This is a genomic window from Bradyrhizobium icense (assembly GCF_001693385.1).
Classification (GTDB): Bacteria; Pseudomonadota; Alphaproteobacteria; order Rhizobiales; family Xanthobacteraceae; genus Bradyrhizobium; species Bradyrhizobium icense.
Genome location: NZ_CP016428.1, coordinates 1,977,244 through 1,994,971, shown reverse-complemented (window position 1 = coordinate 1,994,971; position 17,728 = coordinate 1,977,244). Strand labels below are relative to the sequence as shown.

The 17,728-nt window shown below is 59.0% G+C and carries 14 protein-coding genes and 3 pseudogenes; 6 read left to right on the top strand and 11 right to left on the bottom strand.

Annotated elements, in window-relative coordinates; translation table 11 throughout:
* Window positions 1-87: 87 nt before the first annotated feature.
* Window positions 88-977: pseudogene (locus LMTR13_RS09370) on the top strand (ATPase domain-containing protein); the annotation flags it as partial.
* Entirely contained in the window at window positions 974-2,749 is a 1,776-nt protein-coding gene (locus tag LMTR13_RS09365) for a response regulator (protein WP_065727623.1), read from the top strand. The pseudogene LMTR13_RS09370 and the gene LMTR13_RS09365, both read left to right, overlap by 4 nt.
* Before the next feature lie 111 nt (window positions 2,750-2,860).
* Here LMTR13_RS09365 and LMTR13_RS43625 read toward each other — a convergent pair.
* The 5 genes and pseudogenes from LMTR13_RS43625 to LMTR13_RS09350 all read right to left on the bottom strand — a co-directional run.
* A pseudogene (locus tag LMTR13_RS43625) lies at window positions 2,861-3,082 on the bottom strand (hypothetical protein); the annotation flags it as partial.
* A gap of 165 nt (window positions 3,083-3,247) precedes the next feature.
* Window positions 3,248-4,693, bottom strand: a complete 1,446-nt coding sequence (locus LMTR13_RS09360; RefSeq protein WP_083218942.1) for an IS1182 family transposase — start codon at window positions 4,691-4,693, stop codon at window positions 3,248-3,250.
* Between the two features lie 1,364 nt (window positions 4,694-6,057).
* Entirely contained in the window at window positions 6,058-6,480 is a 423-nt protein-coding gene (locus tag LMTR13_RS09355; RefSeq protein WP_236843450.1) for a hypothetical protein, read from the bottom strand.
* A 315-nt stretch (window positions 6,481-6,795) separates the two neighbouring features.
* Entirely contained in the window at window positions 6,796-7,182 is a 387-nt protein-coding gene (locus LMTR13_RS43300) for a hypothetical protein (protein ID WP_156795522.1), read from the bottom strand.
* Window positions 7,183-7,342: 160 nt separating this feature from the next.
* On the bottom strand, window positions 7,343-8,059 hold the full coding sequence (locus LMTR13_RS09350) for a PRC-barrel domain-containing protein (protein ID WP_065727621.1): 717 nt from the start codon (window positions 8,057-8,059) through the stop codon (window positions 7,343-7,345).
* A 565-nt stretch (window positions 8,060-8,624) separates the two neighbouring features.
* Here LMTR13_RS09350 and LMTR13_RS09345 point away from each other — a divergent pair.
* On the top strand, window positions 8,625-9,134 hold the full coding sequence (locus LMTR13_RS09345) for a DUF7282 domain-containing protein (RefSeq protein WP_065727620.1): 510 nt from the start codon (window positions 8,625-8,627) through the stop codon (window positions 9,132-9,134).
* Window positions 9,135-9,484: 350 nt separating this feature from the next.
* Window positions 9,485-9,700: a hypothetical protein gene (locus LMTR13_RS09340; protein WP_065727619.1), complete on the top strand. Its 216-nt coding sequence runs from the start codon at window positions 9,485-9,487 to the stop codon at window positions 9,698-9,700.
* A 215-nt stretch (window positions 9,701-9,915) separates the two neighbouring features.
* Here LMTR13_RS09340 and LMTR13_RS09335 read toward each other — a convergent pair whose 3' ends face one another.
* The 5 genes and pseudogenes from LMTR13_RS09335 to LMTR13_RS09320 all read right to left on the bottom strand — a co-directional run bounded on the left by LMTR13_RS09335 (window position 9,916) and on the right by LMTR13_RS09320 (window position 14,420).
* Window positions 9,916-10,362, bottom strand: a complete 447-nt coding sequence (locus LMTR13_RS09335) for a methyltransferase domain-containing protein (protein ID WP_156795521.1) — start codon at window positions 10,360-10,362, stop codon at window positions 9,916-9,918.
* 74 nt (window positions 10,363-10,436) lie between these two features.
* Window positions 10,437-10,544: pseudogene (locus LMTR13_RS41580) on the bottom strand (IS5/IS1182 family transposase); the annotation flags it as partial.
* Between the two features lie 47 nt (window positions 10,545-10,591).
* The gene (locus LMTR13_RS09330) at window positions 10,592-11,557 is read right to left on the bottom strand and encodes a bile acid:sodium symporter family protein (protein ID WP_065727617.1); all 966 of its coding nucleotides are present in this window, start codon (window positions 11,555-11,557) and stop codon (window positions 10,592-10,594) included.
* Window positions 11,558-11,613: 56 nt separating this feature from the next.
* Complete coding sequence (locus LMTR13_RS09325; protein ID WP_197521053.1) at window positions 11,614-12,825, bottom strand: flavin-containing monooxygenase; 1,212 nt, start codon at window positions 12,823-12,825, stop codon at window positions 11,614-11,616.
* 122 nt (window positions 12,826-12,947) lie between these two features.
* On the bottom strand, window positions 12,948-14,420 hold the full coding sequence (locus LMTR13_RS09320) for a helix-turn-helix transcriptional regulator (protein WP_156795520.1): 1,473 nt from the start codon (window positions 14,418-14,420) through the stop codon (window positions 12,948-12,950).
* A gap of 382 nt (window positions 14,421-14,802) precedes the next feature.
* On the opposite strand from LMTR13_RS09320, the gene LMTR13_RS09315 reads away from it, so the two are divergent.
* Both LMTR13_RS09315 and opgC read left to right on the top strand, forming a co-directional pair.
* Window positions 14,803-15,837 (top strand): IS110 family RNA-guided transposase, encoded by a 1,035-nt coding sequence (locus LMTR13_RS09315; protein WP_065732464.1) that lies wholly within the window; start codon window positions 14,803-14,805, stop codon window positions 15,835-15,837.
* Window positions 15,838-17,048: 1,211 nt separating this feature from the next.
* Window positions 17,049-17,291: an OpgC domain-containing protein gene (gene opgC / locus LMTR13_RS38965; RefSeq protein WP_083218940.1), complete on the top strand. Its 243-nt coding sequence runs from the start codon at window positions 17,049-17,051 to the stop codon at window positions 17,289-17,291.
* Between the two features lie 193 nt (window positions 17,292-17,484).
* On the opposite strand, the gene LMTR13_RS41575 is transcribed toward opgC, so the two are convergent.
* Window positions 17,485-17,613, bottom strand: a complete 129-nt coding sequence (locus LMTR13_RS41575; protein WP_197521052.1) for a PRC-barrel domain-containing protein — start codon at window positions 17,611-17,613, stop codon at window positions 17,485-17,487.
* Window positions 17,614-17,728: the final 115 nt, after the last annotated feature.

The following is a 17,728-nucleotide window of genomic DNA, read 5'->3' as shown; positions in this document are numbered from 1 at the left end:
GGTTTTGGGCGGCGAGATTTTTGATCCGAGCCAGCGCATAGACATTGACCGCATCCGGGATTCGGCGTCTCGCGGCGGACAGATAACGGCGCAGAACGACGACGACTGCGCGTTCTGAAATATCGTGGTCAACCATTTTGCGGCGGCTATCACGATTTCACAATACAAACTGGTGGCGTGCAGGTTTTCCCGCGTCTGGTCGCATCTGAATATCGGGCACGCAGAAAATCAACAGTCCTGGGCACCGATATCGCCGAACTCGACGAGCTGATGGGCGGCGGCATCGACAGCGGTTCCAGCACGCTGATTATCGGCCCCGCAGGTATCGGAAAATCGTTACTGGTCTTTCAGTTCATCGCTTCTGCGGTCAGACGCGGCGAGCACGCCGCTTTATTCGCGTTCGACGAAGAACTGGGACTGCTTTTTTCTCGTTTCAAAGCAATGGGCATTGACCTGGAAGGCATGCGGGACAATGGAGATCTATTGGTCGCTCAAGTAGACGCAGCGGAGATTTCACCCGGTGAATTAGCTCATAGGGTTCGGACAATCGTCGAAAAAGATAATATTCAGACAGTCGCCATCGACAGCCTCAACGGTTATCGAAATTCAATGCCGCAGGAAAAGTATCTGACCCTGCACATGCACGAGCTGTTGCAGTATCTGAACCGTGTGGGTGCTGCGACATTTCTCACGGTCGCCCAGCACGGAATGGTTGGGGATATGAAATCGCCGGTGGATTCACGTATCTCGCCGACACCGTCATTCTCCTTCGTTACTTCGAGGCGTTCGGAAAAGTGCGACGGGCCATTTCCATGCTCAAGAAACGCACGGGCTCGCACGAAAATACCATTCGTGAATTCTCTATCACCAGCAATGGCCTCACCGTAGGACCGGTGTTAGAGAATTTCCAGGGGGTCCTGCGCGGAGTACCGGAATACGTTGGCGAAAGTATTCCCATGAAGGCGAAGGATTCGTGAGCAGCTTTTTAGACACGAACTCCGAGCGCGCGCTCATTCTGGCGCCGCAGGGACGTGATGCGAGTGTTGCCGCTGGCATTTTGCGTGAGGGTGGTCTTATTGCAGAAATATGCTCCGATTTGCAAAAGCTGACGCAAGAGATCAACGAAGGCGCGGGCTTAGCAGTGCTGACCGATAGCGTAATTCGTAATGCAGATATCAGGGGACTTTCTGCCTGGATCAATTCGCAGCCTCCCTGGTCGGATTTTCCTTTTATTCGCCTGACCCAACGCGGTGCGGGACTAGAACACAATCCCGCTGCATCAAGGGAGATGGCAGCTCTCGGCAACTTAGTCTTTTTGGAAAGGCCATTTCATCCCACCACTTTCGTCAGCATTGTGCGGACCGCACTACGCGGGCGGCTGCGGCAGTATGAGGCACGGGCGCGCCTCGAAGCCCTGCATGCGAGCGAAGCCCAAGCACGGTCGGCGGGAGACGCGCTGCGCCGTCTAAATGAAAACCTTGAAGCGCGTGTCGAGGAACGAACCGCGGAATTGGCTGCCGCCAACCGGCAGCTTGTCGCACAAATAGAGGAGCGGCAGTGGGTTGAATCAACCTTGCAACAGCTGCAGAGGCTGGAAGCGATCGGTCAACTCACTTCAGGCATCGCTCACGACTTCAACAATCTGCTCACAGTCGTGCTCGGCAATATTGGATTTCTCGAGAAAGCAAATTCCATTAGCAATGACTCCAAGCTGCGGCAGCGGCTCTTTCACATGCGACTCGCCACCGAGCGCGGCGCAAAATTGACTTCCCAACTGCTCGCGTTCTCCCGGCGCCAACGGCTGCAGCCGAAGCCTTTCGACGTCAACAAATCGCTGGAGAATATAAAGGACCTGCTACCAAGCGCGCTGGGTGGCGGCATCACTATCAAGACGCAATTCAGGCCGGGGATCTGGCCCGCACTCGCCGACCCAACTCAAATAGAACTTATTGTTCTCAATCTCGTAATCAATGCACGCGATGCGATGGCTAATGAGGGAACGATAACCATAGAAACGTCCAACGCAAAAGTGGGGCCTCCTGAAAGACCAGAAGAACCAGCCGCGGGGGACTACGTCGTGATCGGAGTCGATGACACCGGCTCGGGCATGACTACGGAGGTCCTCGCAAAGGTCTTTGAGCCGTTTTTTACGACCAAGGAAATTGGTAAGGGGTCAGGACTGGGATTGAGCCAGGTTCTTGGATTTGCAAAGCAGTCCGGCGGCGGCATACGGATCAAAACTCGCGTCGGAGAAGGAACGTCGGTTAAGGTCTATTTGCCTTACGCCGCCGAAAAGTCTGTTTTGGAGGGCTCGGCCCTGGTTACTGACCCCACCCACATTGAACGGAGAAGCGCAGTCATCTTGCTCGTGGATGACGACAACGCGGTACGCGAAGTTACTGCCGCGATACTGGAGGAAACTGGCCATGTCGTGCTGAAGGTGGGTAGCGGAGGCGCCGCTCTCGATCTGCTCGATCAACACACCAAAGTTGACCTCGTGTTGCTGGATTTTGCGATGCCCGGCATGAGCGGAGTGGAAGTCGCTCGCCAAATTCAACAAAGGGTCCCCGGCCTCCCGATTTTGTTTGTGACTGGATATGCCGACAAAGCTGCCCTCGGAGACGTTGCGCAAGAAGGACTCATCAAAAAGCCGTTCCTTGACGACGAACTCACAACGAAGGTCAGCGCTGCGCTCATGAAAGATGCTCCGCGTTTCAGCGACAAAATCGTCGTGCCGCTTCGGCGTTGAGGCAAAAGCTCTTCGATGATGACAAGGTCTGCCGACAAGCGTTTTCTGTCCCGGAATGTCGGGATCAATTATCTCACCTTCAAGTGAGGCATGAGCTACCGCACAGCGTCCGCTCTCAAATAAATGGCCGGCTACATTGATGCCTGCGGTACGCGACTCGCGCCGCTGCCCTGTCCCTAAGCTTGTCGATATTTGCAGCAATCCATCTGCCCTATTTTCTCCAACTCGGAACTGCGATTCGATGACCTTGTAGAAGCTCAGGAACGCGTAGCCGTCGTGAACTTCGTCGAGGCGCTTTTTGTCTTGAAAGAGCGTTGGCCGCTGAGCGCGCATCGTCGCTGCAGCAGAGACGGAATGGGTCTTGGTTGTGTGCAAACCGATAAGTCGGCACGCGGCCGTGGTCGGCAGGCGGCCGATGTTCTCGCGTCGGATCGTCCAATGACGGCCAAAGTGGGTATCGCGACGCGGTATTACGCTTTTCGACGCACTTTCCGACCTTCAGGTGGCGCGGATGGCTGCAATCAGGCTCGGTTTGCCGACGATGTTCATCACCCGTGTGAGGTTATAGGCGAGAACATGCAGCGCCATCTCAGCGGCGACATTCCGTAGGCGCTTCATCAGGAAGTGGCTCGCACCCATACGGGCTTTGATCGTGCCGAAGGGATGCTCGACCGTCTCGCGCCGCGTCCGCATGGCGTCGGGATTGGAATCGAGCCGTCTCTGGACCTCCTCGACCACATGCTCATGCTCCCAGCGCGTGATGCGGCGCTCCTTGGACGGCGTACAATGGCTCTTGATCGCGCAGCTCTGGCACGCCGCTGTCGACCAGTACCGGCGCAGCGTCATTCCATGCTCGATGTTGGTGTAGTGATAGGACAGCAGCTGGCCGGATGGGCAGCGGTAGACGTCCGCATCAGGCAGGTAGGCGAAGTCCTGTTTGCCGAACCGGCCCTCAGCCTTGGCGTTCGACGTCATGGGCTTGGGCAAGGTGACTGCAACGCCAGCCTCTTCGCAGGCTAATATCTCTTCTCCGTCGAAGTAGCCACGGTCGGCGACGGCCTCGAGTTTGTCCACTTCGAGCACTTCTTTGGCTTGTTTCGACATCCGAGCAAGCTGCCCACGGTCGTTGCCGACGTTTATGACCTCGTGCGTAACAATCAGATGGTGTTCGGTGTCCACAGCGACCTGGACATTGTAGCCGACGACGCCCGATCCGCGTCCGCTGGTGGCCATCGAACGGGCATCCGGATCGGTGAGCGATATCTGTTGATCCGGCGTGTTACGCATCTGCGCATCAAGCACTTCCAGGCGGCCCATCTCCTGCTTCAGCCGAGCGATCTTTTCCTTGATCCTCGTTGTCTTGATGATGATCGCTTCCGAAGGCTCCTGCCGATCGGCGCTATCGAGTTGACGCAGATATCGACCGACGCTTTCCTCGATCTGCGCCATCCGCCTCGCCATCTTGGTATGCGTGAAGTTGCGATCGCGGTTGTTCACCGCCTTGAACTTGCTGCCGTCAATCGCGACGCTCGGGGTCTGCAACAGGCCCATTTGCCGGCATAGCGCAACGAACTTCGCGCAAACCTTCCGGATCGCCGCGCCATTGTCCTTCCGGAAATCGGCGATCGTCTTGTGATCGGGAGCCAGGCGGCCGATCAGCCACATCACCTCGACATTCCGGCACGCCTCACGTTCCAGGCGCCGACTGGATTGCACCCGATTGAGATAACCGTAGATGTAAAGCTTCAGAAGGACTGCCGGATGATAGGAGGGCCGGCCCGTCTCCTTGGCGATCACACGCTCAAACCCCAGTCCATGCAGGTCGAGCGCCTCGACGAACACATCGATCACATGGACCGCGTTGTCCTCGCTTACCCAATCCTCCAGGCATTCCGGCAAGAGCGTCAGCTGGGATCTGTCCGCGCCTTCAACGAAGCGTCCCATCCGTATCCCCCATCAGGAAACGGAGGAATCGTACCTGACTCGTGGCTTTTCACACAGCCAGGGTCAAAAGCGGCAGTCAAAGACTGCCCTCTCCTGCGTCGGCTCTGCCACCAGAATGAGAAATCGCCGCAATCAGCATGCGCCTGGCTAACGATCAAGGAAATAGAACCAAGGCCGCCGATTTCCACACTGAGCTACGCTAACGCCCTCTCGCAAAGGGATCGCGCTTTAGCTTTGCGCAGGCTTGGTTCAATGGAACCGCGACAACTAAAGCAGCAAATGCTGGACGCACATCGAGTAAGTGACAATCCTAATCATTGAGCGACATCAGTACGAGGCAATGGACGCGCTGAAGGATACGGTAGCGTCGAAACCTTTTCCTCGTTTGATGGCCGCTTGGCGCAGCACTTGGCGGATACTAGCCTGCCAATTTCTACGCTGGACTACGCCACTGCCCTCTCGTGAGTCAGCGGTGGTTTTCCTGCGCGGAGCGTTAGTTCAATAGAGATGCGGCGACCACAGGAGCAAGCGCAAGAGTAAGACGCGCCATCAACAGTGAGAGATTGTGCCGAAGATAGTCGTAACGTAACAAAGTGGGATAAGTTGTCTGCGAGAATACTATTCGTATCAACAGCTTACGCCTACAGCGCGCTCGGAGGGCGGTCGCATTTGCTGCGATTTCAATGGGATGCCGAGATGGGTAAAGAGGTTAGGCATTTCCTGCCTGTAAGTGCCTTTCAAAGCGGGCGCCCAAGTTTGGCACCAGTCGGGCATGGCTCCCCTTCCCTAGCGCCACGTGTCCTCCGGCGTGCATACGCTGAATTATCCATCGGATCGAAAGACGTATTCCGCGAGCAGCGGCATAAAACCCTGCCCTCCGAAGGCAAAGATCACACGTTCGAATCGTATCGGGTACGCCAGATTCTCTTGATTTTGGAGAGCGATGCCTGCGCCCAAACCGAAACCGCTGTTCCAGCGTCATTCGCGCGAGTAAGCAAATGAATGAAAACTGCGGCGAGCGCGGATGTGAACCGCGCTCCTGGCTGAAAGCCGATCGTCGTCAGAAACGGCAGTGTGGGGTTTGTCCTCGCAGGCCGGCGCTCACGCAGACGAGTTGACCCGCAAGCTCGGCGCTGCGCTTTGCTTTGCGCCGAGGCCGTCGTTCGGCTGGCGCCAGCCTCACAGCAGGCTCGTTCAGCAACAGGCCCGCAAAAGTCGGCACGAGTTGTGCTGAAGCCGGGGCAACTGTTAGCGGGGACCGCCACACCTCGAAACCCACTATCTTTGGCGGACTGCTTTCGTACCGTCGGGCGGCCTGAGGTCCGGAGTTTGAAGCAACTGGAGTACGAAGCCGCGTCTGGTGGTCACTCAAACTTCATGTCAAGACATTTCGAGACATTGGATCCGATTTCCGAGGAGATGGTGATGCAGCCTCGCATCTTTCGTCGCGTGGTATCGGCCACCCAGACTGAATGCCCGCCGTGGCCAAAGAAAGAGTTCATGTTTGTCGGCTCGGTCTCCGTAGCGTCGAAGTCGTAACTGGATTCGGCGGAAAAGACGCGTTGCTGCTTCGCGCAACCGCCGTCGGTCAATACAATGAGCACTTCCCTCTTGTCCCGCGTTGCGGCGAGTGACATCTGACAACGGAAGTATTCGGATGTCCTGGTGTTGAAGAGGTACGTGAAGGTTGTGCAAGTCGCGGTCCTGAGCTTCCCGCGCGAAAGGTTGCGACTGCATGAGATGTTCTGGCTGTCGCTAAGCTTGAACAGTCTTTCCGGCTGTGCCATCGCAGCCGCCGGAAGAAACAGCAAAACTCCCGTGAGAATGCTTATGGCACCCTTCATCCGGAATCTTCCTGTAGCAGCCCCTCTGATCCCCTCGCCTTCGACCTGCAAGGCCAAGCACCGGGATTTCCGGCAGCATTCCGGGCACGTGTTTCAATTGCTTTTTTCAATTGCTTTCAATTTGTCCAATTTGTCCGAACTCTGCGCGTACCTCGCTCGAGGCCTAGACGCGAGCCCCTTGAGCACATGAGCTGAACTCCGCGCCCTGGAGAGTGCTGAAAGCCCTTTCCCTATTCTATCCAAGGGCCGCCTTTCGCTTTACTCAACTTGCTTGATACTCGACAGCGGGTCCGCCTGTTCCACGCAACCATCGTCGGCGATTTGGCAATCCGTCACTTCTCCATCTAGCCACGCCTGCTCCAGCGCCAGCGCATTCCATGCCTCGGCCATTCTCCGGTAGCGTCTTCGAGCCGGGAGATCATCTGTCGTTTCTGACAACAGCTCACAATTTTCCGCATTCTTGCGGAATTGATCCGATCTATTCATCCCCATTGGATAAGAAGAAGCGACGGGGTTCGCAACCCGGAACGGTACGCTACCGCTCCCATTTTCCGAAGGCGATTTCTCCGCCTGTTGGTCGCGGGCACAATAGACATGGCCGCGGTCAATACAGCCGAGCGACCTCGGCCATCGGCGCTTTTTCATCCGGATTTGGGTTCGGGTTGGGAGGTGGCTGCTGAATCGGGCTGTCTTGGCCCGGCTTGGCAGGCTTTTGTCCTCCACCACTACTCGTGCAGTTCGACATAAGGAACCTCCGGCTCTTGATGCGTGTGCGACCGAAGCGGCATCAGACAAAGCCGCCGTGCTAGGATTTTGTGTCGGAGAAAGCCCGCATCTTCACCGCCATGCCCGCTTGGTTCGCTTGTTCTGCGGTGATGTATGGCAGGCCGTAGTAACTCATCGACGGATTCCAGTTTTCCATTTTGTCCGGATAGGGAAACGCGATCGTGCCGCCGCCGGCTTGCTTGTCTCGCGCCACCAGAACAGCCATCATTTTTCCGGTCGGGGAGAAGACCAGATCGGTCACATATCCGAATCCTTGTCCGGTCTGCAGGCGCGCATAGTCACCGATGAGCCTGTTCATCTGGAAGCCATCGCTTTCGTTCTTGCTTGCTTTCGGATCCAGGAAGAGGCCGTACTCCCGCGCTCCGGTATCCGACAGATCTGCAATCAGAGCACCGGTATGCACAGGAAGCCCTAGGCGATTCCAAGGGACGCGAAAGACGAACTCGGGGACCATGAGCGGCCCGCCGCCTTCCACGACGAGATGCTCGATCTGCCCATCCCGGGAAATGATCGCGTTGCGTACCCGGCCCAGATACTCGCCTCTCTTCGAGAACACGCTGCTCTCCAGCAAGCTCGTGCCTCTCAAGCCGTCGTATAGATCTTCGGACAGCTTACTGGCATTCGTCGTCTTCACGGCAGCCAAAGGCCCAGCCGCATCCGATGTACCCAGCAGCCATGTCATCGCCAGCGCGAACGCGATCGCGGTGCCGGCAATTAATCTTGTTCCCTTCAGCATTGATTTTCTCCAATCAAGCCCCTCAAGCAGGCTAAGCCGGTATCGAATAAATCGTTCATGAGAAATGCGGACGATTCAGTACGCCAGCGCACCGGATCGGATCGTGACACTCGCCTCCCGATCGGCCGACCTCCGCAGCCGACACCGTTGTCATGAAACGTCCAATGCACCTCAGCACCATTGGTGTTTCTGCCCTGGTCGGCTCTTCATTCAATCGAGATTCAATCGAGCGACGCCGGCTGGAGGAACTAGTCCACAACGGGCTGCATCCTTCGCGCGTTAGACCGTACGGTATCGGACCGGATTTTTCTCTGGTGTTCGCGGCCAGCCCCTCGCCAGGCGCAACCACCCGCTCGAAGTCGAGTTAATCTCACTGCTATAGCCGAGTACACGGGGACATTCCTCGGGCGGAGTCCACGTACCGGCAGCGTCGACCAAGCAGATCCTGGAATAGAACATTACGTTTGCATGTAACCGGGATCGAAATGATCGTCGCGGTTTGACGCGGAACGGCGTTGCGCTCACCAGAGCATCCTCAGCGCAAGAAAAGGATGGAGGAACGCCTGTGAAAAACTGGCTTCGCGAGAACTGGGCGATCTACCTACCGGTGGGAGGCATTTTGTTGTTCGCGGCCGGCTTAGTCATCATGATTGTTCTACAATCGCGTTATCCTGACATTGAGGTGGCGGATCAAGAGCTCGTCGGCGGCAAGGTGACCATCGATATGGCCTTTCTTAAATCAGATGGGTTTGTAGCGATTCACCCGAGCAGTCCCGATGGCCAGCTTGTGGGCTCCTCCTCAATCGGGCACGTTTCGCTCAAGTCCGGGCAGAGCTTTCTTGTCGAGATCAGGCTGAAGCAACGGGTGGAAAGCGGCACCAAGCTGTTCGCTGTGGTTCACCACGATACAGGCGCAGACCAGCGCTACGACTTCAGGCAAGGCGAAACCGAGAAAGACCCGATCGTCTTCCTCGGCGGCGAGCCGGTCGCCGTTGCTTTCCTTGTGAGCGCTGAAGAACGGGCGATCGAAGCTCGGGGCGCACTCAGAGTCTCTGACGAGCGCCCCGAGAAATGATCGGTAGCTTTGCGAGAAGTGGCTCAAGAGACATGTTCGGCAAACGAGTACAATGACCAGCATTCGCATGCATCAGTTCTTTGCATTCGCAGCTACCGCAGGGCCCGGTACTTTGGACACTGTCGCCGCACGGCCGAAGGCGTAGCCAATCTTTGTGCAGTACAGTTGCTTAGGACCTTTAAGCAGTCGCTGTCGATATTTGAGGCCGATCTGCAGCGCCCTCTGCGAAGCACGACCGCGCGCGAGCAGTTTTCTCGAGCTCGAGAAACGCTCGTGATCTGAGCCAATGTCTAATTTAGGCGCTCGCGCAATAATTCTGTCACCTGCAAACTGTGTGGAGGAGCGTAACAATGAACCCTGTTCGTGATCCTGAGTTCTGGCGCAAGCGCGCCGCACAGACCCGCGCCAAGATGGGCAGCCGCTATGATCGCGATTCGAGGGTGGACCTTCTCAGGATCGCTGAGGAGTATGATCGGATAGCGGAGAACGCCGAACGCTGGCAAAAGACGGAAGACGAAGGCAGGGAGGCTTTGCTTCCACACGGGCACGATCACAATAGCACGTAGGCCTATTAGTGGCTGTGCGCGATGACAGCATGGGAGTTTTCCAGCTTCATGGGCGCCTCCCGCCAGGCTCGCTTCTGCGACTGATCGAGCGCTGACTATGCCGCGCGCCGAGCAGATGTAACGAATTAAGCTGATGCGGGCACATATAAAACTGGTCGACGCGGCGAGGTGTCGAAAGCGCCACCGGCTTATTCGCGAAATCGACCACTGCGACGCTAGGCCCAGCCAACGGCGGTTGTCATCCGCACCTCAAAATTCATGCCGCCGTTGGCACGGAACGGTTGCCATTTGGCTGTGACTTCCCGTTCGAAAGCGGTTCGCGTTGCTTCATCGACCTTCATTACCCCGCCGATCATCGGCGTCGAATTGATGTACTGCCATAGAAAGTCCCGCGGCTCAGGTACATGGAGCCGGGCCGTGGCGGCTTCCACTTCTACTCTGCCGAAGCCTGCCTCCTCAAGCAGCTTGCGCATCTCAACCTCGTCGTGAAGCGAGAAGACGGTGCGCACGAAAGCAGCCAATTCCGGACCGATTCGCCGACTGAGCGCGTCTCCCATGATGGAAAAGAGATCAGGCTCAGGTCCCGGTAAAGTAACAAGCGCTCGTCCGCCGGGCGTCAGAACACGATGCAATTCGGTAACGGCTGCCGGCTTGTTGGCCATGAACTGCAGTCCCATTTGGCCAGCAGCATCGTTCGTGGACGCAAATTGCTCAGGAGAATCGGACATAGCCGATTGTCGTGCGCCTCACCGGGCGTGAGGCCGAGGCGCAACGCTAGACCATTGGTGTCGACAACGGCGTGAATCTTACTCGTCAGTCCGCCTCGCGACCGGCCCATATGTTGCTAGCCAGACATACGGCCGACATCGTAGAATCGACGCGAATGACCCGTTACGTACGCGGTGCGGAGGCGCTGCGGTAGGAGCTGAGGAGCGATCGGCTCGCCACCGCCGGATCGTCTGCGATGGGGATGCGCATCCACATCGCCGCGATTGCAAACCCGATGGTGAGGTGGACGACGCCCCACAGAATGGACGTGATGGCGACACCAGCCAACTCTGGGAAGAAGGCCACGGCCAGTCCGACGGCGAGCGCGACGTTCTGGAACGCGACCTCGAGAGTCACAGCGCGACGGTCGGCAGCCATCGGACCCGAAACCCGGGCTAGCCCCCAGCCCAGCACCACGGCGATGGCGAAGGTGATGAGCACCGGGAGAAGTGCAATCTGGGCGAAGCTGCCGAGGACCTTGACGTTGCCGAGGAGCAGAATCGCCACGACGACGGCGAATACGACGCCAGCGATGCGGCGCGCCGACAGCCGGATCTTGTCGGCGGTCTCCGGACGCCAGGCGCGAATAATCAGGCCAGCGGCGACTGGGACGATCAGCATGATAAGGAGCACCATGGCCGCCCGCTTGGGATCGATTTCGATCTGTTCGAGGACGGCCTTGGTCTCGGGGTTCATTGACGCCCAGAATGCGAACAATAGGGGCGTGACCAGGACGCTAAACAATGTTGAGGTCGCCGTCATGCTGACCGAGGTGGCCACGCTTCCTCGAGCGACTCCGGTAAGGTAGTTCGACAGCGCTCCGGCCGGACAACACGCGACGAGCAACAAACCGAGCGCGATGCTCGGCGTGCCGGCTATCAGTAGGCCGACGCCGAAAGCGACCCCGGGCAGGATGAGGTATTGCGCCAGGAGTCCGATGCCGGGCGCCTTGGGCTTCCTCAGAACCCTCCGGAACTGATCCCAGGTCAGGTCCAGCGCCACGGCAAAGACCAGAAAGCCGACCATGACTGCGACAGCCATCCCGATCTTTGGGCTGAAGTTGAACAAAGCCTGATCAATCGCTTCCATGGACTTCACCTCACGATACGGCGGGTGGATCTAGCGTTCAGGTTCTGTGGCCCAGGTTAGTGACTGGCCGCAATCCAATCCGCGACGCGGCGCGCATCGCGCCCGACGCCCGAGACTAGCATCGATGACACCGCGTACTGGAAGGGAAGTCCGGTGAAGTAGAGCCCTTCCATGTCGCTCGCCTTCCCGAAACGGTGGCGGGGCGTGCCGTGTTCGTCGAGCACCGGCAGATCGATCCAGTCGAAACCGGAATGGAAGCCGGTGCACCAGATCACGGCGGCGCACGCCACTTCGGTGCCGTCCTCGGATACCGGCCTGCCGTCCCGGACGCCGGTGATCTTCCCGATCCGGCGGACGCCGGCGCGCTCGAGCTGGCCGGGACGGGTCCGGACCAGCGGCATGCCGTGTCCGTGCATCTTGGACCGGAACTTCCGCCCGATCGGCGTCCGCATCGTCAGGACACGATGGAACAGTCCCCGGATGACGAGGCGCTGCAGCAACTTGCGCCCTGCGAACCCCTCGATATTGAAGGGGACATGCCCGACGTCGCGACCGGACAAATAGACCTTGCGCGTTTGTGCCAGGTCCATGGCGATCTCGGCGCCGGAATTGCCGGCGCCCACGAGGAGCACTGCGCCGTCCGGAAGCTGGGCGGGGTTGCGGTAGTCGTGCGAGTGCATTTGGACGACGTCAGTCCCGAGTTCGCGCGCGAACTCGGGCACACGCGGCTTCTGATAGCTTGCAGCCGCGACCACCACTTGGCCGGCTTCGTATGCGCCGCGGGTGGTTTCCACGCGAAAGCGGCTATCCACCTTTGAGAGCCGGCCGACGCGAGCGTTTAGGCGAACCGGCAGGTCCATGTCGGCAGCGTAGCTTTCCAGGTACGCTGCCATCTGGTCCTTGGTCGGAAACGTGTCTTTGTCGGCGGGGAAGCGGTAGCCGTCGAGCCCGTCGAACTTCGCGGGGGTGAAGAGCCGGAGCGAATCCCACCGCTGTCGCCAGACATCACCGACACGGGAGGCGGCATCCAGAATGACGTGGTCGATGCCCTTCCGCTTGAGGTGATAGCCGACCGACAGGCCGGCCTGGCCGGCACCGATCACCACGACGTCGTGGCGTTGCGCGGCGGTCCGGGCCAGGTCGCGGGTCGTCGCAGCCTCGGTAAACGCGCCGGGCTGGGTTCTCAGCAGATTGCCGGTTTCCATCAGGTCTGCCGGATGGCGGCGGGTCCGGCCGGGACCGATCGAAGACGTGGGCGTCGTAGTCATGAGCTTGCTCCAATCTTGCGTTTCTGGAGACAAGCCTAGTCACGCGCCCACCCACCCGCATCGTGAGGACGACCCACGCCGCAAATTTTCTTTGATGGGGCGTTTGACCCATTCCGTGGGCGTCAGATCGTGTTGGTCTTGAGCGCCTTGGCGACGGCAGCGGCCCGCGAGGACACGCCCAACTTGCCAAAGATGTTCTCGACATGACGGTTCACCGTTTTCGGGCTGAGGCCAAGTTTCCCGGCAATCGTGCGGTTAGATCCTCCCGCAGCCATTAGCGCCAGCACTTCCCGCTCGCGTGCGGTGAGGATGTGCGAGCCGGAGGGTTTCCTGTTCGCCCGGAGTGTCCGGGTCCGCGCCAGGTCGGGTTCGGCGCCGAGTTCGTGGAACAGCATCTCGGCCGCATCGAGCTCCATCGCGGCACTCTCGAGGTCGCCAAGCTCCGTGCAGCCGCGCGCGATGTCGACGCGCAGCCGCGCCACCAGGTAGGGCGCGCCGAATTCCGACCAATACTGCCGCGCGCGGATCAGCGCGGGAACCGCATCGGCAAAGGCGCCACGCGCTAGCGCCAGTGCCCCATAGCCCTGGTCGGCGACGCGGGTCAGGACTTCCGTGCCGAATCTTTCCGCGATCTCCCGCATCTCGCCGCACAGGCGCTCGGCAGTGTCCAGCTCATCGCGGGCGATGGAGATTTCTATGGCCGCCGGCAGCAGCGCGCTCTTCTGCGGCAGGTCGTCCGCTGTTTGCAGCGCCCGGTGGATCATGGCAACCGCCTCCTGGTGCCGGCCTTGCGCCAGCCGGAGGAGGGGCAACCCTGGCTGCGGGTCGAAGCCACCCTCGCCGGCAAGGCGATATTCGGCGTCGGCGGCGCTGTAGTCGCCGCGGAGCCGCAGGATTTCGCCGCGTCGGTAAGCAGCATTGGCCCTGGCGGTTTGCTCGGTCGTCCCCCTGAGACCGTGGCCCGCGCGTTCGGCTTCCGCGAACGCCTCGCTCCAGTTTCCCTCGAGCTGCAGGACCTCGGCCCGGTGCACCTGGCAGACACCGTTGAAGGCTTTCGCTTGGGGATTGCGCCGGCACCAGTCGTCCAGGATCGCGGTCCATTCGCGCGCGCGCGCCATCTCCAGCACGCGACAGCAGGAGGCCACGATCTCGCAGTAGACGACACCGGTAACAACTGGCGAAAGTCGGTTGCTGTTGGCCAGCAGCATTGTCTCATCGATCGGAACGTAGCCCTCGTCGATCCGCCCGAGCCGGAAGAGTATTCCGCCCTTCAGGCTGCCGGCCAGGGCTATCAGGTCCGGCTCATCCTGGGTCTGGCCTATGGCAATCGCCTTGTCGGCGATCTCGACCGCGGCTTCATATGCGCCCTTGCCGCGGTGCATGAAAACCTGCGGCAGCAATAGGTAGCCGCGCTCCACAGAGTCGGGCGCGGTTTGCTCGGCATGCTTGCCGGCGCGCTGAAGCCATCCGGATCCGAGACCGACATCTCCGATCATCATCGACCGGAGGCCCCTCCAGAATGCGGCCCGCGCCGACTTGTCGTGATCCCCCCTTTCGGCGTGATACGCGTAGACTCGGTCGAGCGCCGATAGCATCTCTCGATCGTGAGCCGACACAGCCGCCGCCCAGACGAGCGCTTCAAGGTCGTCGATCTCAAGCTCAGCCTCGGCGTCTGCACACCGAAACAGCTCCGTCGCATCGGCCCATGCGTTGCGTCGGTACGCGTCGCGCGCTGCGTGAATTGTCTTGAGCAAGTTCTGGGACACCTGATTAAGTACACATCTGAAGCGGTTAATGGCGCTGTCGCATGATCGATTATATCAAAGCCGATGTCTGACTGGAGTCCGTAAAGCACCTCCAAAACGGACGTTGACCAGCCGTTGCCCACCAATCTCGATTTATGATGGGGTGGACGCCCCGCCGACGGCATCGATGTGCCAAAGTGGAGATGTTGAGCACCACTTAAGGGAGGCGTCCGTGTCAGAGGTTATCATAATCGGTCTGGATATCGCCAAGCATGTTTTTCACGCGCACGGAGCGGATGAGCGGGGTCGAGCGATATTCAGCAAGCGGATCAGCCGAGGAAAGCTGCTGGATTTCTTCGCAGCCCAGCCGAGTTGCACGGTAGCGCTGGAGGCATGTGGCGGAGCACATCACTGGGCCCGTCAGCTCACCCAACTCGGCCATGAAGTTCGGCTGATCCCGCCCGCCTATGTAAAACCGTTCGTGAAGCGGCAAAAGAACGACGCGATCGATGCCGAGGCGATCTGCGAGGCAGCGCAGCGGCCGAGCATGCGGTTCGTGGCCGTGAAGAGCGAGCAGCAACAAGCGGCGGGTCTGGTGTTTCGGACCCGTGATCTGTTAGTGCGGCAGCGAACCCAGCTCATCAACGCGATTCGGGGACACCTCACTGAATATGGTTGGGTCGCACCCAAGGGACCATCGCATGTGGCGATGCTTGCCGACCTGATCGAGGAAGAAGAGATGGTCAGCTCGCTTCCAGAAGCGGCCCACACCATGTTCCGAGTGATGTTAGACCTGCTCGCCGGCCTCAATGGCAAGATCGCGGATCTCGACAAGGAGATCGCCCGACGTGCCCGCGAGGACGAAGTATCGCGAAGGCTGATGACCATTCCCGGCATTGGCCCAATCTCCGCTACCGCGATCACCGCTCTAGCACCGCCGGCCGAGACCTTTGCCAAGGGCCGGGACTTTGCCGCCTGGCTGGGTCTTACGCCTCTTCAAAGATCGACAGGCGGCAAGCAGAAGCTCGGTGCGACATCCAAAATGGGTGAGCGCACACTCAGGCGCCTCCTCATCATCGGCAGCAGCGCCGTCGTGCAGCAGGCAAGCAAACGGGGCGCACCAAAGGGTTCGTGGCTCGAACAGATGCTGGCTCGCAAACCACGCATGCTGGTAACCGTCGCGCTCGCCAACAAGATGGCGCGGATTGTCTGGGCACTACTTGTAAAGCAGGAAAACTACAGAGCTCCGGTCGCCGCCAAGGCGTAAGCCTAGTGGGCCTGAGGTCGTCAGAGATGTAGTCGGTCGAAGGAGGGTATGGCGCAACAGTCGGCGAGACGGGGCCGGAAGAACCAGATGTACTCATCGTGCCTGGAGCACGTATTTATGATTTGGTTCCGGTCCGCGAACTCCCATACGGGCCCGCAGCTCCATCGCTGCATCAGAGGCCGGACAGATGGCAGCATCCGACTACGCGCCAATCTTCTTCAAAAACCGCTTGCATCTCGCGGGGCGTCCACAGATGAGTACGCGCCCTTAGTACGTAGCCCCGTTCCACACAGTCACGGCCGTGATCATTGAGAAGCCGCTTGGCGCGCGACAACCAGCCGGTCCCGTGCGCCGGCTCGCCAGCGAGAGATGAAACAAGCTGAGCCAGAACGCACCGCGAGCGGCTTGGTCGAGAGCATGCCGCTCGACGCAGAGATGATACAGTCGGGTCCAAGCGGCCATTGCCTCAGCGTCACGACCCACCAGATAGGAAGCGGTCGCCAAACGCTCCAGATCTTCGGCTTCGAGCGGCGATATTCGATCCGACGCTGCCAGTTCAGCTCGCGCGCCGGTCCATTGTTGACGATCGAATGCAGCTCTGACTCGATTAATCCTGTCGGACGAAGCCATAGTTCACTCTAGCACAGTCCGGCTACCGCTGGAGCCCCCGCCCTGGGATTTCATCGGCACCAAGAGAGACGCCTAGTAGGTCTATTCAACTCTTCGTTTGAGCAGGATGATCTTGACTTATCGCGGACGTGAAGATCTTTTTTTGGGACATCCGCCGATGCTATGAGTCTCGCAGACGAGATCACCCACGTCGGCTATCATGTGCAACAGCCTGTCGTACGGTTTCGACTGGTTCTCGTATGACCCTTCCTGGCAAATCATCTCACTAATAGACATCATGCATTGTTGCGCAGTTGCGCTTCACCATTAAGAGAATACGGCTCCAGCGCCTCGCCGCTGGAGCCGTCATTGGTCCTGAAATTATTCTGCCGGCCAATTTTTTGTCGCGCCGAGAAGCCTTATTCAACGATGTGATTCTGGCTTTGTCATCCGGGACGACGCCTCCTGCGTACGCTATGGTACCAGCTTTGTGGGACCGCCGGCCCCCACCGTTAGCTGATTAGCCGCGGACATGCCGATACGCGAAACGTGACCAACGCAAGCCTCGCGCACATTCCCGCAACAGGCATGCGATTTGATCCATGTCGAACGAGCAGCTCTACTCAGGCCGTCATGAGCGCCACCGTATTCTCTTTACGAACTATCGCGATGTTCGTCTCGATCTGTTTCGAGGTGCGGCACTTTGGGCACTCTTTCTGGACCACGCTCCTCAGAATGTGACGCAATGGGTCACAATCCAAAACTACGGATCCAGCGGTGCCGCGGACCTGTTCGTTGTCATTTCCGGCCATACGACTTGCTTTGCATCATGGTATTGGGACTGAAGCGGCCAGAGTCGCTCCAGTCCGTCGCACGGGAGAGGTTTAGCTGCTGGGATACTTGAACTTTGGCGCCGCCTTCACTGATCGGCGTTTGCATCCATCGTGCCATCGGTTGTTGGAACGGTCAAATGTCAGATCGATCGACGACGGTCGAACCCGCGACGTAATGATCGCCGATGCCCAGGAACCCGCCAACCTAAAGAATGTAGCCGTCGATTCCATTCTCGTTGAAGGCGATATCCTTGATCGTTCCGATGCTCTGGTTCGCGCTATCGCGGACGTAAACGCCAATGAGTTTCGAACTGAGCTCGTCCTCCTTTGGCACGGCGGTGAACCCACGCCACGCCGCTAGGGGATCCCGTGGAGGACGTCCGCTCGCTTGCACCCGTTGTGACCATCTCGCCGGCCGACTGCGGGCCGATGAACATCGTCACAGGATG

What these genes read in the sequence shown, in the direction of transcription:
- LMTR13_RS09360 (WP_083218942.1), bottom strand. Translation starts at nt 4,693, where the DNA reads ATGGGACGCTTCGTTGAAGGCGCGGACAGATCCCAGCTGACGCTCTTG.
- LMTR13_RS09355 (WP_236843450.1), bottom strand. Translation starts at nt 6,480, where the DNA reads ATGGCACAGCCGGAAAGACTGTTCAAGCTTAGCGACAGCCAGAACATC.
- LMTR13_RS43300 (WP_156795522.1), bottom strand. Translation starts at nt 7,182, where the DNA reads ATGAAAAAGCGCCGATGGCCGAGGTCGCTCGGCTGTATTGACCGCGGC.
- LMTR13_RS09350 (WP_065727621.1), bottom strand. Translation starts at nt 8,059, where the DNA reads ATGCTGAAGGGAACAAGATTAATTGCCGGCACCGCGATCGCGTTCGCG.
- LMTR13_RS09340 (WP_065727619.1), top strand. Translation starts at nt 9,485, where the DNA reads ATGAACCCTGTTCGTGATCCTGAGTTCTGGCGCAAGCGCGCCGCACAG.
- LMTR13_RS09335 (WP_156795521.1), bottom strand. Translation starts at nt 10,362, where the DNA reads ATGGCCAACAAGCCGGCAGCCGTTACCGAATTGCATCGTGTTCTGACG.
- LMTR13_RS09330 (WP_065727617.1), bottom strand. Translation starts at nt 11,557, where the DNA reads ATGGAAGCGATTGATCAGGCTTTGTTCAACTTCAGCCCAAAGATCGGG.
- LMTR13_RS09325 (WP_197521053.1), bottom strand. Translation starts at nt 12,825, where the DNA reads ATGACTACGACGCCCACGTCTTCGATCGGTCCCGGCCGGACCCGCCGC.
- LMTR13_RS09320 (WP_156795520.1), bottom strand. Translation starts at nt 14,420, where the DNA reads ATGCTATCGGCGCTCGACCGAGTCTACGCGTATCACGCCGAAAGGGGG.
- opgC (WP_083218940.1), top strand. Translation starts at nt 17,049, where the DNA reads ATGTCGAACGAGCAGCTCTACTCAGGCCGTCATGAGCGCCACCGTATT.